The organism is Sphingomonas sp. JC676 (genome assembly GCF_014489075.1).
Taxonomy (GTDB): domain Bacteria; phylum Pseudomonadota; class Alphaproteobacteria; order Sphingomonadales; family Sphingomonadaceae; genus Sphingomonas.
Genome location: NZ_JACTGR010000001.1, coordinates 1,407,131 through 1,421,764, shown reverse-complemented (window position 1 = coordinate 1,421,764; position 14,634 = coordinate 1,407,131). Strand labels below are relative to the sequence as shown.

At 64.1% G+C, this 14,634-nt stretch carries 12 protein-coding genes; 6 read left to right on the top strand and 6 right to left on the bottom strand.

All coding sequences use genetic code 11. The features are described from left to right. Positions 1-54 precede the first annotated feature (54 nt). Together IAG41_RS06595 and IAG41_RS06590 are read left to right on the top strand one after the other, a co-directional pair. Complete coding sequence (locus tag IAG41_RS06595) at positions 55-1,869, top strand: M2 family metallopeptidase (protein WP_187727708.1); 1,815 nt, start codon at positions 55-57, stop codon at positions 1,867-1,869. Between the two features lie 69 nt (positions 1,870-1,938). Continuing rightward, the gene (locus tag IAG41_RS06590; protein WP_187727707.1) at positions 1,939-2,715 is read left to right on the top strand and encodes an SIMPL domain-containing protein; all 777 of its coding nucleotides are present in this window, start codon (positions 1,939-1,941) and stop codon (positions 2,713-2,715) included. Positions 2,716-2,721: 6 nt separating this feature from the next. On the opposite strand, the gene IAG41_RS06585 is transcribed toward IAG41_RS06590, so the two are convergent. From IAG41_RS06585 to IAG41_RS06570, 4 genes are all read right to left on the bottom strand, one after another. Continuing rightward, a complete protein-coding gene (locus IAG41_RS06585; protein ID WP_187727706.1) occupies positions 2,722-2,862 on the bottom strand; it encodes a hypothetical protein in 141 nt (46 codons plus the stop codon). Positions 2,863-2,994: 132 nt separating this feature from the next. After that, entirely contained in the window at positions 2,995-4,455 is a 1,461-nt protein-coding gene (locus IAG41_RS06580) for an AMP nucleosidase (RefSeq protein WP_187727705.1), read from the bottom strand. An 87-nt stretch (positions 4,456-4,542) separates the two neighbouring features. Next, positions 4,543-4,791, bottom strand: coding sequence for a hypothetical protein (locus IAG41_RS06575; RefSeq protein ID WP_187727933.1), 249 nt, complete (start codon positions 4,789-4,791; stop codon positions 4,543-4,545). Positions 4,792-4,875: 84 nt separating this feature from the next. After that, positions 4,876-5,358, bottom strand: a complete 483-nt coding sequence (locus IAG41_RS06570) for a peroxiredoxin (RefSeq protein WP_187727704.1) — start codon at positions 5,356-5,358, stop codon at positions 4,876-4,878. Positions 5,359-5,456: 98 nt separating this feature from the next. Between IAG41_RS06570 and IAG41_RS06565 the strand changes: the two genes are divergently transcribed. Further along, positions 5,457-6,017, top strand: coding sequence for a YqgE/AlgH family protein (locus IAG41_RS06565; RefSeq protein WP_187727703.1), 561 nt, complete (start codon positions 5,457-5,459; stop codon positions 6,015-6,017). A 70-nt stretch (positions 6,018-6,087) separates the two neighbouring features. Further along, complete coding sequence (locus IAG41_RS06560; RefSeq protein WP_187727702.1) at positions 6,088-7,596, top strand: TolB family protein; 1,509 nt, start codon at positions 6,088-6,090, stop codon at positions 7,594-7,596. On the opposite strand, the gene IAG41_RS06555 is transcribed toward IAG41_RS06560, so the two are convergent. Next, positions 7,593-8,108, bottom strand: coding sequence for a hypothetical protein (locus IAG41_RS06555; protein ID WP_187727701.1), 516 nt, complete (start codon positions 8,106-8,108; stop codon positions 7,593-7,595). The two genes, IAG41_RS06560 and IAG41_RS06555, sit on opposite strands and share 4 nt — an antisense overlap. A 225-nt stretch (positions 8,109-8,333) precedes the next feature. Here IAG41_RS06555 and ahcY point away from each other — a divergent pair, with 225 nt between their 5' ends. Together ahcY and IAG41_RS06545 are read left to right on the top strand one after the other, a co-directional pair. After that, positions 8,334-9,752: an adenosylhomocysteinase gene (gene ahcY, locus IAG41_RS06550; RefSeq protein ID WP_187727700.1), complete on the top strand. Its 1,419-nt coding sequence runs from the start codon at positions 8,334-8,336 to the stop codon at positions 9,750-9,752. 223 nt (positions 9,753-9,975) lie between these two features. Further along, positions 9,976-12,996, top strand: a complete 3,021-nt coding sequence (locus IAG41_RS06545; protein WP_187727699.1) for a TonB-dependent receptor plug domain-containing protein — start codon at positions 9,976-9,978, stop codon at positions 12,994-12,996. A gap of 54 nt (positions 12,997-13,050) precedes the next feature. Here IAG41_RS06545 and IAG41_RS06540 read toward each other — a convergent pair whose 3' ends face one another. Then, complete coding sequence (locus IAG41_RS06540) at positions 13,051-14,622, bottom strand: tetratricopeptide repeat-containing sulfotransferase family protein (RefSeq protein ID WP_187727698.1); 1,572 nt, start codon at positions 14,620-14,622, stop codon at positions 13,051-13,053. Between the last annotated feature and the right edge of the window lie 12 nt (positions 14,623-14,634).

Here is a 14,634-nt window from a genome sequence, read left to right as displayed (position 1 = left end):
CGGGGGCCGGCCGCAGTGTCGCGCCATCCTGGAATTCAACCGAGGTTCTCCCACATGATCCGTACCGGCATCTCGCTGTTCGCGCTCGCTTCCATCATGGCGGCGCCGGCGGTCTCCCAGACCGCGTCCGCACCGACCGCGGCCGACGCGCAGGCGTTCATCGACCGCGCGCAGAAGGAAATCACCGAGTTCAACCTCACCGCGCAGCGCGTCGCCTGGGTCAACGCGACCTACATCACCGACGATACCGATGCGCTGGCCTCCGAATATGGCGCCAAGGGCACCGAGATGTCGGTCCGCTTCGCGATCGAGGCGGCGCGTCTCCAGAAAGCCTCGGGGCTCTCGGCGGAGCAGCAGCGCCAGCTCACCATCCTGCGCACCGCGATTACCCTGCCGGCTCCGACCACGCCCGGCGCCGCGCAGCAGCTCAACGACATCTCGACGCGGCTTGGCTCGATGTATGCCAAGGGCAAGGGCACGCTGAACGGCAAGCCGATCAACGGCAGCGACATCGAGGCGGCGATGGGCACGAGCCGCAACCCGGCCGAGCTGAAGGAGATGTGGACGAGCTGGAACGACAATGTCGGCGCGCCGATGCGCAGCGACTATGCCAAGATGACCGGCATCGCCAACCAGGGCGCGAAAGATCTGGGCTTTGCCGACACCGGCGCGATGTGGCGCTCGGGCTATGACATGCCGCCCGATGAGTTCGCCAAGCTCACCGACAAGCTCTGGAACGACGTGAAGCCGCTCTACGTCGCGCTCCACACCTATGTCCGCCGCAAGCTCAACGAGAAATATGGCGATGCGGTCCAGGCCAAGACCGGGCCGATCCGGGCTGACCTGCTCGGCAACATGTGGGCGCAGGAATGGGGCAATATCTACGATGTCGTCGCACCGCCGGGCGCGGGCGATCTCGGCTATGATGTCGGCGACCTGCTCCAGGCCAAGCAGTATGACTGGAAGAAGATGGTCCAGACCGGCGAGGGCTTCTATTCCTCGCTCGGCTTCGCGCCGCTACCCGAGAGCTTCTGGCAGCATTCGCTGTTCCTGAAGCCGGCGGACCGCGAGGTGCTTTGCCACGCATCGGCCTGGGACGTGGACGAGAAGGACGATCTGCGCATCAAGATGTGCATCAAGGTCAACTCGGACGATTTCGTCACGATCCACCACGAGCTGGGCCATAATTATTACCAGCGCGCCTACAAGGCGCTGCCGGCGCTCTATCGCAACGGCGCCAATGACGGTTTCCACGAGGCGATCGGCGATTTCGTCGCGCTCTCGATCACGCCCAATTATCTCGTCCAGATCGGGCTGCTCGACCAGTCCAAGGTGCCGAGCGCCGACAAGGATATCGGCCTGCTGCTGCGCCAGGCGATGGACAAGGTCGCCTTCCTGCCGTTCGGCTTGCTGATCGACAAATGGCGCTGGCAGGTCTTCTCCGGCGAGATCCAGGCGAGCGGCTATCAGGCCGGCTGGGACAGGCTGCGGCTGCAATATCAGGGCATCGTCCCGCCCGTCGCCCGCGACGAGACCCGCTTCGATGCCGGCGGCAAATATCATGTCGCCGGAAGCGTGCCCTATACCCGCTACTTCCTCGCCCGGCTGCTCCAGTTCCAGTTCTACAAGGCGGCGTGCGACCAGGCCGGCTGGAAGGGACCGCTCCATCGCTGCTCCTTCTTCGGCAACAAAGAAGTCGGCGCGCGGCTGAACAAGATGCTCGAGATGGGCGCTTCCAAGCCCTGGCCCGACGCGCTGCAGGCCTTCACCGGCAGCCGCGAAATCTCGGGCAAGGCGATGGCCGAATATTTCGCGCCGCTGAAAGCCTGGCTCGACAAGCAGAACAAGGGCCAGCCGCAAGGCTGGTGAGCCCGGCGAAAGCGTCCAAGACACGCCTCCCTGTTCGCGCTACAAACCGCCGCGAACAGGGAGGGAATCATGCATTTCGCAAAGCTTTTGACGGCGTTCGCGCTGGTAATGCCGGGCGCGGCGCTGGCGCAGAGCGCCAGGCCGACGCAGCCGGTCAATCTCGAGATCGTCTCGACCGGGTCGATCGACGCGGCGGCGACCAAGATCACGCTCGCGATCAACTTCACGACCCACGGCACCACCCAGAATGCCGCGGACAAGGCCAAGGTCGCCAAGTTCGCTGAGGTTCTCGCCGCGCTCCAGAAGGAAGGCATTCCGGCGAGCGCCGTCACCGACCTGTCCGAAGCGGAGATGAGCAAGGTGATGCTGAGCGCCGCGGTGCCCACGACGACCGACACCGAGGATACTTCTTCCGACAAGGACGCGGCTTCCGAACCCACGCCCGACGATTATTCGGCGACCGACGGCAAGACGGTGACTGTTACCTCGATGGCGCAGGCGCTGGCGGTGAAGAGCGCGCTGGAAAAGATCGACGTGACGGTGGGCGAGCCGGCTGCCGAGCTCGACGATGCGGGGACGCTTGCCGCGCGCCGCCAGGCCAAGGCCAAGGCGCTGCGCGACGCCCGCGAGGATGCGGAGGCCTATGCCCGCGAAATGAACCTGCGCGTCCAGCGCGTCTCGCGGATCAGCGAAGTCGGCAACAACCTGCTGCTGCCCGGACTGCAGAACAAGTTCGAGCAGGCGATGGCCAAGGGGGCGGCCGGACTGCTCGGCATGTTCACGAGCAAGCCGGGCACGATTCATGTCGAAGCGAGCATCGTCGTCGAGTTCGTACTCGCCCCGTAAGGCAGGTCACTCGGCCGGATCGTCGGGGATCATGTTCTCGTCGGCGATCTGCGCTTCCCACTCGGCCGAGGAATCGGTGCCGTCGGGCTGATGTGCGGTGGGGTGCGGGCTCTCGTCTTCGGCCTGGGGTTCGTCGGGATCGGTCATTGCGGCTCTCCTTCGCGTCGCGGGGCGTGCGCAGAATAACCGATTTCAAGCGCTGAGTCGGATGTAGGAAACGGTAGCCGGCTACCCGAAACACTCTCTCGCCTTCGGGGAGAGGGCTACGCACTACACAGCTTACCGGAACGGCGGCTCGTTGAACGCGCGTAGTTTCCGCGAATGGAGCTTGGCGCCTTCGCGGCGGAGCTCTTCCACTGTTTCGATGCCGATCTTGAGATGCTCCTCGATCGCGCGCTCGTAGAAGCGATTGGCCTGGCCGGGGAGCTTCAGTTCGCCATGGAGTGGCTTGTCCGAAACGCAGAGCAGGGTGCCGTAGGGCACGCGGAAGCGATAGCCCTGGGCGGCGAGCGTCGCCGATTCCATGTCGACGCCGACCGCGCGGCTCAAGGAGAAGCGCAGCGCCGAGGCCGAATAGCGTAGCTCCCAGTTGCGATCGTCGGTGGTGACGATCGTGCCGGTGCGCAGCCGCTGCTTGAGTTCGTCGCCCGACTGGCCCGAGACGGTCTCGGCGGCGCGGGCGAGGGCGAGCTGGACTTCGGCGATGGCAGGGATCGGGATTTCGGGCGGGAGCACTTCGTCCATGATGTGATCGTCGCGCAGATAGGCGTGGGCGAGCACATAGTCGCCGATCCGCTGGCTGGGGCGCAGCCCGCCGCAATGGCCGATCATCAGCCAAGCCTCGGGGCGGAGCACCGCGAGGTGATCGGTGATCGTCTTCGCGTTGGATGGGCCGACGCCGATATTGACCAGGGTGATGCCGCCGCCGCCCGGGGCCATCAGGTGATAGGCGGGCATCTGGTGCCGCCGCCAGGCGCTGTCCGACACTAGCCGGTCTAGATCCTCGGCGGTCTCGATGACGATGCCGCCCGCGCCCGAGACACCCGTATAGCGGCTGGGCTCGCCCTGTTCGTTCGGGCCGAGCTGGCTACCCGCCCAGCGGACGAACTCGTCGACATAGCGGTGATAGTTGGTGAACAGGATGTAGCGCTGGAAATGCTCGGTCGCCGTGCCGGTGTAATGGCGCAGGCGCGCGAGCGAGAAATCGGTGCGCAGCCCGTCGAAAAAGGCGAGCGGGCGGGTCTCGTCGGTCGAGACCCACAGGCCGTCGGCGATCTCGTCGCCGATATGCGCGAGCTCGGTCGCGGGGAAATGGCGGGCGAGCTCGGTCGCCGAGACGTCGTCGAGGCTCAGGATCTGGTTGGGATCGAGCACATAGGGAAAGGGTATTTCCTGGCGCCCGGTGACCGCATGGACCTCGACGTCGTAATCCTCGATCAGAAAGGTGAGCTGCTCGGTGAGATAGTCCGAGAACATCGCCGGCTTGGTGACCGAGATGCGATAGTCGCCGGCATCGACGAGGCGGCCGAACGAGCGGCGCGGGGTGGGGCGATCGGGGCGATCCGGGCCGCCGCGATAGGTGACGCGCAACTCGGGATAAGCGAACGAGCCGTCCTTGCGGTCCTCGGGATCGGGCGGAGTGCCGTCGGTGAGGTAGCGATTGAGCGCGGTCTGAAGGCGATCGACCGACGCGCGATAGAGGCGGTCAAGATCGGCGACGATATCGGAGGCTTGAGTCATCTTTGACGGCTAAGCCGCAAAAATGACTCTGGCAAGACTAGCGGTGAATTGCCCCTCCTCCGAGGAGGAGGGGCTTAAGCGGGTTCGTTACTTCTTGCTCTTCGCCGGCGCCTGCTTGTCGCCGCGATACTGGGTGGCTGCATAGGCCGCACCGCCGACGGCAGCCGCCGCGCCCGCAGCGATCGCCGCAGCGGCGACTGGATGCTCCTTAACCGCGGTCACGGTGGCGTCGACCGCGCCGCTGACCTTTTCCTGGGCCTGGGCGATGAACGACTTGGCTTCGGCGGTTGCCTGGGCGGTGGTCGTGTCGTCGCCGGGGGTGGTTTCGGTGGCCATGACTATTCCCTTCGAAATGAATTGCCCTGACTCAACTCCACCGCCCCCCGGCGGTTCCGTTACGCTGTCGGTTTAGAGGTCGGTTCAGAGCTGGCCGAGCAGATATTCGGCTGAACTGACTTCGAACTGGCCGGGCGCCTCGACATGGAGTTGCTCGACGGTGCCGTCGTTGACGACCATCGAGAAACGCTTGCCGCGCATGCCCATGCCAAAGCCAGTGCCGTCCATCTCGAGGCCCAAAGCCTTTGCAAACGCGCCATTGCCGTCGGCAAGCATTGTGACCTTGCCCTCGACGCCGGCGGACTTGCCCCAGGCGCCCATCACGAACGCATCGTTGACCGCGGTGCAGGCGATCTCGTCAACGCCCTTGGCCTTGATCTCGTCGGCCTTCTCGACAAAGCCCGGCAGATGCTTGGCCGAGCATGTGGGGGTGAAGGCACCCGGTACCGAAAAGAGAGCGACGCGGCGGCCGGCGAAGTAGCTTTCCGAATCGACCTGCTCGGGGCCCTGTTCGGTCACTTTGACGAACTGGGTCTGGGGGATGCGGTCGCCAACCTCGATGGTCATGTCATTCTCTCCTTATGGGGTCTGGGTCCCCAATCGGCGTCAAACGTTACATTTTCAAGCGTGGCGGAGCCGAAAGCGCGCGGGTAAGTTGATCGGATATGGAGTCGGCAACTTTTCTTACCGGACAATTCCTCCTGGCGATGCCGGGCATCGGCGATCCGCGCTTCGAGCGCGCTGTGATCGCGATGTGCGCGCATGACGAGGAAGGCGCATTGGGCATCGGGATCGGCGAGACGATCGAGGGGCTGGGCCTGCACGATCTGCTCGAACAGTTCGAGATCGCGCCGGGCGAGGCGCCCGATGCGGCGGTGCATTTCGGCGGGCCGGTGGAGCCGCGGCGCGGCTTCGTGATCCACTCGCTCGACTGGGGCGGGCAGGACACGATCGACGTGGGCGGACGCTGGTCGCTGTCGGGCACGATCGATGTGCTCAAGGCGATCGCCGAAGGGAAAGGGCCGACCCACTGGCTGGTCGCGTTGGGCTATGCCGGCTGGGGCGAAGGGCAGCTCGACGCCGAGATGACGCGGCATGGCTGGTTCAACACCGAGGGCGACACCGGGCTGCTCTACGATATCGACGCCGAGGACCGCTGGGCGAGCGGCTTCGCGGGCGCAGGGATCGACCCACGCCTGCTGGCGAACAGCACCGGGCGGGCATAGCCAGGGTGCTTCGTTAGCGTTACCATCGGGCAGGACCCGGACAATTATCCGGGCGGAGAGGGGCCCGGACATGAAGCATCTCCTTGTCGCGCTGGCATTGCTGGCCACGCCCGTTGCCGCACAGACGATCGGCGCTTTCGAGAACCATGCCGATATCGGCGCGACATCGACCGCAGGAAGCGTGGCGCTCGGCGCTGCCAGCTATCGCATCACCGCGAGCGGGGCGAATATCTGGGGGACGACGGACGCGTTCCACTATGCCTGGACGCGGCGCTCGGGCGACCTGCACATCGCCGCCGACATCGCCTGGGAGGGAAAGGGCGCCGATCCGCACCGCAAGGCCGGGCTGATGATCCGCCAGAACACCACCCCCGGATCGCCCTATGCCGATGTGATGGTGCATGGCGACGGGATGGTCTCGCTGCAGTATCGCGAGGTGCAGGATGGGCCCACGCATCAGATCATTTCGGCGACCTGGCATCCGAAGCGCGTGCGGCTGGAGCGCGAGGGCGATTATGTGTGGTTCTCGGTCGCGGGTGCCGATGGCGTGCTGCGCCATGCGGGCGGCAGTTACCGGATCGCCTTCCAGGCGCCCTATCTGGTCGGGCTTGCGGTCTCTGCGCACAATGACGCGGTGACCGAGACGGCGAATTTCTCAAACGTCGAGCTGAAGGTGCCGAACCTCGCTTACGTGCCGGACACCGGATATCCGGCGAAGGTGGAGAGCGCGCTGGAGGTGATGGAGGTGGGCGGCATCCAGAGCCGCCGGATCGTGCGGACTTTCGACGGCAAGATCGAGGCGCCCAATTGGACCAGGGACGGCAAGGCGCTGGTCTATAACGCCGATGGCCGGATCTGGCGGTTGCCGGTGGAAGGCGGCGAGCCCAAGGCGATTGATACTGGGCCGAATATCAAGAACAACAACGATCACGGCATTTCGCCGGACGGGACGCAGCTCGTCATCTCGGACCAGAGCGCGGCGGACAACCTCTCGCGCATCCATATGCTGCCACTGACAGGATCGACGCTGCCGCGGGTGCTGGTGAGCAATCCGATGGCGCGCTCCTATTGGCATGGCTGGTCGCCCGACGGGAAGACGATTGCCTATGTCCATGTCGGCGCCACCGATGGCAGTTACGATATCTGGACGCGCACACTGGCGGGCGGGCCGGAGACGCCGCTGATCGTTGGGCCGGGCGTGGACGACGGGCCCGAATATTCGCCCGACGGAAAGTGGCTCTATTTCAATTCGACCCGGACGGGCGCGATGCAGATCTGGCGCGCCAGGCCGGACGGGTCGGCGCCGGAGCAGGTGACGACGGACCCCGATTTCCGTGACTGGTTCCCGCATGTCTCGCCCGATGGGAAATGGATCGCGTTCATCTCGTTCGGGCTGGACGTCGCTTTGGGCGACCATCCGCCCAATCGCGACGTGATGCTCAGGATCATGCCAGCGGACGGTAGCGCGCCGCCCAGGGTGCTGACGCGGTTGTTCGGCGGCCAGGGCACGATCAACGTGCCCAGCTGGTCGCCCGATTCGAAATCGATCGCGTTCGTGAGCTACCGGCTGGTGCGCTAGCTCGAGCTTGCAGCGCCGTCCTCAATAATCACATTGGGTTCGAGCACCTTGACGTGGATGACCGCATCCTGGTGCGGCGTGGTGCAGAGGCTGGCGGTGCCATCGAGCTCGATCTTCTCCTTCGTCTTCTGGTGACGCAGGACGAAGCGGATGGGCTGGTCGCAGGTCGAAGGGCCGCCGGTCTTGAACTTGAGCGTCATGCTGCGGGGGCTGAGCGCGAGCTGGAACTGGTTGGGCCCCCATTTGGTCTTGCCGCCGGGCTTGGCCATATCGACATAAAAGGCGATCACGTCATAACCTTTGGTCTCGTTGACGATGACGAGGCAGCCGAGATTCCAGCAATTGTCGCGCGTGCGCTGTGCTACATTCATCTCGAGCAGCATGCTTGCGATCGTATCGTGCGGGGTGCCGATGCTGGTGATCTTTCCCGCGCCGCTGGCCTCCGAGGTCTGTGCGAAGCAATAGTTCGGCGCGACCATGGCTAACAAGGCTGGCGCAAGATATTTCAGCATTGTCACCCCCAAATACTTGGTATCCCTATATTTCTACTAAGGGCCCCCGCAGCGTGCAAGCCGGCCCCGGAAATATTTCGCTACCGATTTGAACCCAACCCGCGCAGCACATATAAAGATATCTTTATATTAGGATTGCGCTTCGAGGCCTAAACGGCTAGGGCGCGCCGCATGGCGGCTGGGCGGATTCCCGGCCCCGCAGATTTGCTTGATGGAGACCCGCTCGTGGCTACCGTGCTCGACAGACAAGACTATGTGATCGCCGATATCGGCCTGGCCGATTTCGGCCGCAAGGAAATGAATATCGCCGAGACGGAGATGCCCGGCCTGATGTCGCTCCGTCAGGAGTTCGGTCCGACGCAGCCGCTGAAGGGCGCGCGCATCACTGGTTCGCTCCATATGACGATCCAGACCGCCGTGCTGATCGAGACGCTGACCGCGCTCGGCGCGCAGGTCCGCTGGGCGACGTGCAACATCTTCTCGACCCAGGACCATGCCGCCGCCGCGATCGCCGCGTCGGGCGTGCCGGTTTTCGCGATCAAGGGCGAGAGCCTGGCCGAATATTGGGACTATGTCGGCTCGATCTTCGACTGGAGCACCGACGGCAATCCCGACCAGACCTGCAACATGATCCTCGACGATGGCGGCGACGCGACGATGTTCGCATTGTGGGGCGCCAAGCTCGAGGCCGGCCAGACGATGCCCGAGCCCGAGAATGAAGAAGAGGTCGAGATGCAGCGCGCGCTCAAGGCGTTCATCGCCAAGAAGCCGGGCTATCTGACCGCGACCGTCAAGGCGATCAAGGGCGTCTCGGAAGAGACCACCACCGGCGTCCATCGCCTCTATTCGATCGCCAAGAAGGGCGAGCTGCCGTTCCCGGCGATCAACGTCAACGACAGCGTCACCAAGTCGAAGTTCGACAATCTCTATGGCTGCAAGGAATCGCTGGTCGACGCGATCCGCCGCGGCACCGACGTGATGCTCGCCGGCAAGGTCGCCTGCGTCGCCGGCTTCGGTGACGTCGGCAAGGGTTCGGCCCAGTCGCTCCGCAACGGCGGCGCGCGCGTGCTCGTGACCGAAGTCGATCCGATCTGCGCGCTGCAGGCGGCGATGGAAGGCTTCGAAGTCGTGACGATGGAAGAAGCCGTGACCCGCGCGGACATCTTCTGCACTGCGACCGGCAATGCCGACGTGATCACCGCCGAGCACATGAAGGGCATGAAGAACATGGCCATCGTGTGCAACATCGGCCACTTCGACAGCGAGATCCAGATCGCCGCTCTGTCGAACTACAAGTGGACCGAAGTGAAGCCGCAGGTCGACCTGGTCGAGTTCCCGGACGGCAAGCAGATCATCATCCTGTCCAAGGGCCGCCTGGTGAACCTGGGCAATGCGACCGGCCACCCGTCGTTTGTGATGTCGTCGAGCTTCACCAACCAGGTGCTGGCGCAGATCGAGTTGTGGACCAAGAGCGAGACCTACGGCAACGACGTGTTCGTCCTGCCGAAGCATCTCGACGAGAAGGTTGCCGAGCTGCACCTCGCCAAGCTGGGCGTGAAGCTGACCAAGCTCACCCAGAAGCAGGCCGACTATATCGGCGTGCCGGTCGAAGGGCCGTTCAAGCCGGATCATTACCGCTACTGAGCCGAGCTGACTTCAGGTCGGAAAAAAAGGGCCGCGCTCCTCAAGGAACGCGGCCCTTTTGCATTTCGATAGGCTGCTATGTTGCAGTTATGACACGACGTTACAGAAATGGGGCAGTGCGGCGCAACCTAAGTGGCATTCGTGCGTCCGAAAGGCACCCAGAAACACACATACGAGCAACAAGCCGGGCGAAGCTGGGAGGTCATAAGTGAAGGGGAATTGTATGCTTAAACCGGTTTCCACGCGTCGTTTCGGTTTGTCACTGACTGCCTCGCTGGCGGCTATCGCTCTCGCGCAGATTGCCACGCCTGCGGCCGCGCAGACCACCGACCCGACCGCAGTTCCCGACCAGACCGATACGCAGGATGCCGAGCAGACGACGATCGTCGTCACCGGATCGCGCATCCGCCAGGTTCCGGGTTTCGATACGCCGAATCCCGTCGTGTCGATCGGTGCCGAGACGATCCAGACCGCGGGCACGACCAACCTCACCGACTTCCTGTCCGGGTTTCCTGCGCTGCAGGGCTCGACGACTTCCGCGGACAATTCGGGTGATCGTGCCGGCATCGGTGCCACCGGGCTCAACCTGTTGAACCTGCGCAACCTGGGCACGGAGCGCACGCTTACCCTGGTCGACGGCCGCCGCCATGTCGCCGGCGTTCCCGGCAGCGCCGCGGTGGATATCAACACCATCCCCTCGGACCTGGTCGAACGCATCGAAGTGCTGACCGGCGGCGCATCGGCCATCTACGGTGCCGATGGTGTGACCGGCGTGGTCAACTTCATCATGAAGCACAATTTCGAGGGAATCTCCGCGAGCGGGCAGGCCGGTATCTCGCAATATGGTGATGCCGGGCAGCGGATGGTCTCGGTCACGGCGGGCAAGAATTTTGCGGGAGGCCGCGGCAATATCGCGGTCGCCTATGAATATGGTGCGGAAGACCGGCTCCGGACGCGTGACCGCGACTATCTGAGCGGCACGCAGCGCATCGGCTTCTACAAGAACCCGAACGGCACCGGACCGACCTATGTTCCGCTGAACAATGTTCGCTATTTCGACACCAACCGCGAAGGCGGCATCGATATCGATGCGGACGGTTTTCCCGATTACATCGTCAATTCGAGCGGCGCGCTTACGGCGTTCGATCCGGGCACCTTCGTTCCCGATTTCTACCAGCAGGGCGGCAATGCGACGCTGGTCTCCGATTATGGCAACGATCTGTTGCCGAAGGTGGAGCGCCATGTCGCCAACGCGCTCGCGCATTTCGACGTTTCGGACAAGCTGACGATCTTCGCCGAAGGCAAGTACGCGCATACCAAGAGCTTCTCGCTCGCCCAGCCGACCTTCGACTATTATCTGGTCATGCAACCGGACAATCCGTACCTGCCGGCCGGCGCTCTGGCGGCGAACCAGGCGGCTACCGCGGCGGGCGCCTGCGACGATCCGGACACTCCGGGCCTCGAAGGCTGCGACATCCTGGTCAATCGTGACAATTTCGATTTCGGCCAGCGTGGCGAGAACATCACACGCGATACCTATCGTGCCGTGATCGGCATCCGCGGCAATCTGAGCGATCACCTCAACTATGAAGCGTCGTACGTCTATGGCCGCACGGACGTCACTAACCGGTACGTCAACGACATTCTCGATGACCGCTATTACGCGGCGATCGACGTCGTCCAGGGCCCGAACGGTCCGACCTGCCGGGTTAATGTCGACCCGACCTGGACGCCGTTTCAGCCCTATAACTACACACGCGAGGAATACGCGCCAACGACATTCCAGCCGGGACAGTGCGTCCCGATGAACCTGTTCGGCGAAGGCGCGCCCAGCAAGGCGGCCCTCGACTGGATCACCACGGATACGCTCGATCGTTCGCGCATCCAGCAGCATGTGGCGTCAGCTTATCTGAGCGGCGATCTGGGCGGGCTGTTCAAGATGCCCGGCGGCGGCGCGGTCGGATTCTCGGTCGGTGCCGAATACCGCAAGGAAAAGAGCCGGTTCATTCCTGATCCGATCGCGGCGCAGGGACTGACCTTCACCAACGCGCTCACCCGGGATGCCGGCGAGTATGATGTGAAGGAAGCGTTTGGCGAAATTCGCATTCCCCTGCTGAAGGACACGATCGTCAATCGGCTCGAGGTCGGGGCCGCGATCCGCTTCTCGGACTATTCCACCGTGGGCTCGTCCACGTCGTGGAAATTCGACGGCGCCTTCGCCCCGGTACGCGACATCACTTTCAACGGCACCTATTCTCGCGCCGTTCGCGCACCGAATATCGGCGAGCTCTTCTCGGGCAATTCGCAGACCTTCGAGTTCATCACCGATCCGTGCCTGCCGGACGAGATCCAGCACGGCACCCAGTATCGCGCGGCGAACTGCGCGGCGCTGCTGAGCTCGCTGGGCGCCGATCCGGCGACCTATACCGACTCGCGTTCGACCAACATTCCGGGATTCTCGGGCGGCAACCCCGATCTGTCGCAGGAAGAGGCGACCACCTGGACCGTTGGCGTGGCCCTGCAGCCGCGCTTCATACCGGGGTTGTCGCTGCGCGCGGACTGGTACGACATCAAGATCAAGAACGCGATCAACACGGTCACGTCCGAGCAACTCGCACAGCTCTGCGTCGACCAGCCGGATCTGAACAATGTGTTCTGCTCGGGCATCGTCCGGCAGAACGGTGCGACCGGAAATGCCGATCCGGGCAATATCATCGGCTTCACCGTGCTGCCGCAGAACGTGGCGCAGTTCCGCACGGCCGGCCTCGACGTGAACTTCAATTATCGTCTGCGGACAGACAGGCTGGGCACGTTCAACCTGAGCGTTATCGGCAACTATCTGGATCGCCTCGAGTTCATCGGGACGCCCGGCGCCGACATCACCAACGAACGCGGCGAGGCCACCTCTCGGGCGCCGAAATATACCGTCACTGCCGATCTGACCTGGCAGAGCGGCGGGCTGACGCTGAACTACGGTCTGCAATGGTTCGACAAGACGTCGCGCTACACCAATCTGGAAATGGCCGGCGATCCGGACATCGTTGCGCCGGAATATCTGTACCTGAAGCAGCGCTGGCAGCACGACATCTTCGCCAGCTATGACGTGAACGACAAGTTCCAATTCTACGGCGGCGTGCGCAACCTGTTCAGCCAGAAGCCGGATATCGGAACGCAGATCTTCCCGGTGAATACGATCGGCGCGTTTGGCTATGTCGGCGTCAAGGTGAAGCTGCCCAGCTTCTGATCGGGTCGACAGCTATCGAAAGGGCACGTCCGCAGGTCGCGGGCGTGTCCTTTTCTATTGCGCCAGGTCGCCGAGCGTCCGGCGCAACGGATCGAGCCAGGCTGCATAGGGCCGCCACGCGCCGATCCCGTCGCTGTTGATCGGGCGCGTCACCTGCTCGGAGCTGGCCGTGCGCACCGCGCGGGCATTCTCGTGCGGCGCCAGGCAGGCTTCCTCGAAGGGGAGGTCCAGGGCCTCAAGCAGGGCGCGCGTCTCGCGTTCGGGATCGGCGATCAGTGCTTCGTGCTCGAGACGGTAAATCCGTCCCGGGAGGACCGCATCGAAATGCGCGGTCAGATCGACATAGCCGCGATAATAGTGCCCGATCGCCTCGAGCGAATAGGATGCGGGATGCCCCTTGCCGAAGCAATGGCGGAAATTGGCGAAGCAGCAATCCATCGCGTCGCGGCGGACATCGATGATGCGCGCGTGTGGCAGTGCCAGATGGATTAGGCCGATGTGCTCCCAATTGTGCGGCAGCTTGTCGATGAAATAGGGCTTCGCGGTCTTGCGGTGCGGGCGGGCGCGATCGAGATAGGCCTTGCCGAGCGCGGCGAACCGATCCGCAGGCAGGCCGGCGAGAAGATCGGGATAAGCGGCGCCGGGCCGGTTTTCGCGCTGCTCGAGCAGGTCGCGGACCAGTGCCGGGAGATGCGGCAGTTCGGACGTACCCTCGACCATCGAATGGCTGTCCAATATCTGCTCGATCAATGTCGAGCCCGAGCGGGGTAGACCGACAATGAAGATGGGATCGGGAGCAGGGTCGCCCCGCCCTGGGCGCTCCGCGAGAAAGGCCGGCGTGAGCAGCGTGCGTATCTGCTCGATCTTGCCCTCGATCGCGGCGGGATCGAACTCGGGCGGCAAGCGCAGGCGATTGCCTGCTGCATAGTGATCGAAAGCCTGTTCGTGCCGCCCGGCTTCGTCAAGCACTCGACCGAGCGCGAAATGGACATAGGAAGCCGCGTCCGCGGGCAACGGGCGTGAAAGCACGGCTTCCATTTTCGGCACATCCTCGTCCCAAAGCGCCTTGAGCGCCGCGAGCAGCCACCAGGGCTCGCCCGTATCGGCATCCAGCTCGATCGCCTTGCGATAGGCCGCGATCGCCTCCGCAATCCGTCGGACGGTGCGCAGGACATGGCCATAGCTGGCCCAGAGCGCCGGATTGTCGGGCCGCCTGTCGAGCTGATGCCGGTAGATCGCCAGGGCGCCTTCATAGTCGCCGAGTGAATCCAGCGCGCCGGCCTTGAGCATTGCCGGCCCGGCATGCGGCGCGCCCGCGATCAACGGCTCGACGGCGGCGATCGCGTCTTCGGGGCGCTTCTGGAGCACGAGCGCGCGCGCCAGCGTCCAGCGCGCCGCCTGGTGCCCCGGATTGGCGGCCAGCGCCCTGCGCGCGAAGCCTTCGGACTGGAGATAGGCGCCTGCCAGCATCGCGCTTTCGGCGATCAGCGCGAGCGCGTTCGCGTCATGCGGGTTTTGCCGCAGAAAGGGGATGAGGATGGCGTCGGCACGGCCGCGCCGCCCCTCGCGCAGCGCGCGTGCGGCTTCCTGGAGCGAGGGATGCGGCTGGGAATGGGCGTTGCGCATTCCCTGTTCTTC

Coding starts and splice junctions, on each gene's coding strand:
- IAG41_RS06570 (WP_187727704.1), bottom strand. CDS start 5,358: ATGACCATCGAGGTTGGCGACCGCATCCCCCAGACCCAGTTCGTCAAA.
- IAG41_RS06590 (WP_187727707.1), top strand. CDS start 1,939: ATGCATTTCGCAAAGCTTTTGACGGCGTTCGCGCTGGTAATGCCGGGC.
- IAG41_RS06580 (WP_187727705.1), bottom strand. CDS start 4,455: ATGACTCAAGCCTCCGATATCGTCGCCGATCTTGACCGCCTCTATCGC.
- IAG41_RS06575 (WP_187727933.1), bottom strand. CDS start 4,791: ATGGCCACCGAAACCACCCCCGGCGACGACACGACCACCGCCCAGGCA.
- IAG41_RS06540 (WP_187727698.1), bottom strand. CDS start 14,622: ATGCGCAACGCCCATTCCCAGCCGCATCCCTCGCTCCAGGAAGCCGCA.
- IAG41_RS06555 (WP_187727701.1), bottom strand. CDS start 8,108: ATGCTGAAATATCTTGCGCCAGCCTTGTTAGCCATGGTCGCGCCGAAC.
- IAG41_RS06595 (WP_187727708.1), top strand. CDS start 55: ATGATCCGTACCGGCATCTCGCTGTTCGCGCTCGCTTCCATCATGGCG.
- IAG41_RS06560 (WP_187727702.1), top strand. CDS start 6,088: ATGAAGCATCTCCTTGTCGCGCTGGCATTGCTGGCCACGCCCGTTGCC.
- IAG41_RS06545 (WP_187727699.1), top strand. CDS start 9,976: ATGCTTAAACCGGTTTCCACGCGTCGTTTCGGTTTGTCACTGACTGCC.
- IAG41_RS06565 (WP_187727703.1), top strand. CDS start 5,457: ATGGAGTCGGCAACTTTTCTTACCGGACAATTCCTCCTGGCGATGCCG.
- IAG41_RS06585 (WP_187727706.1), bottom strand. CDS start 2,862: ATGACCGATCCCGACGAACCCCAGGCCGAAGACGAGAGCCCGCACCCC.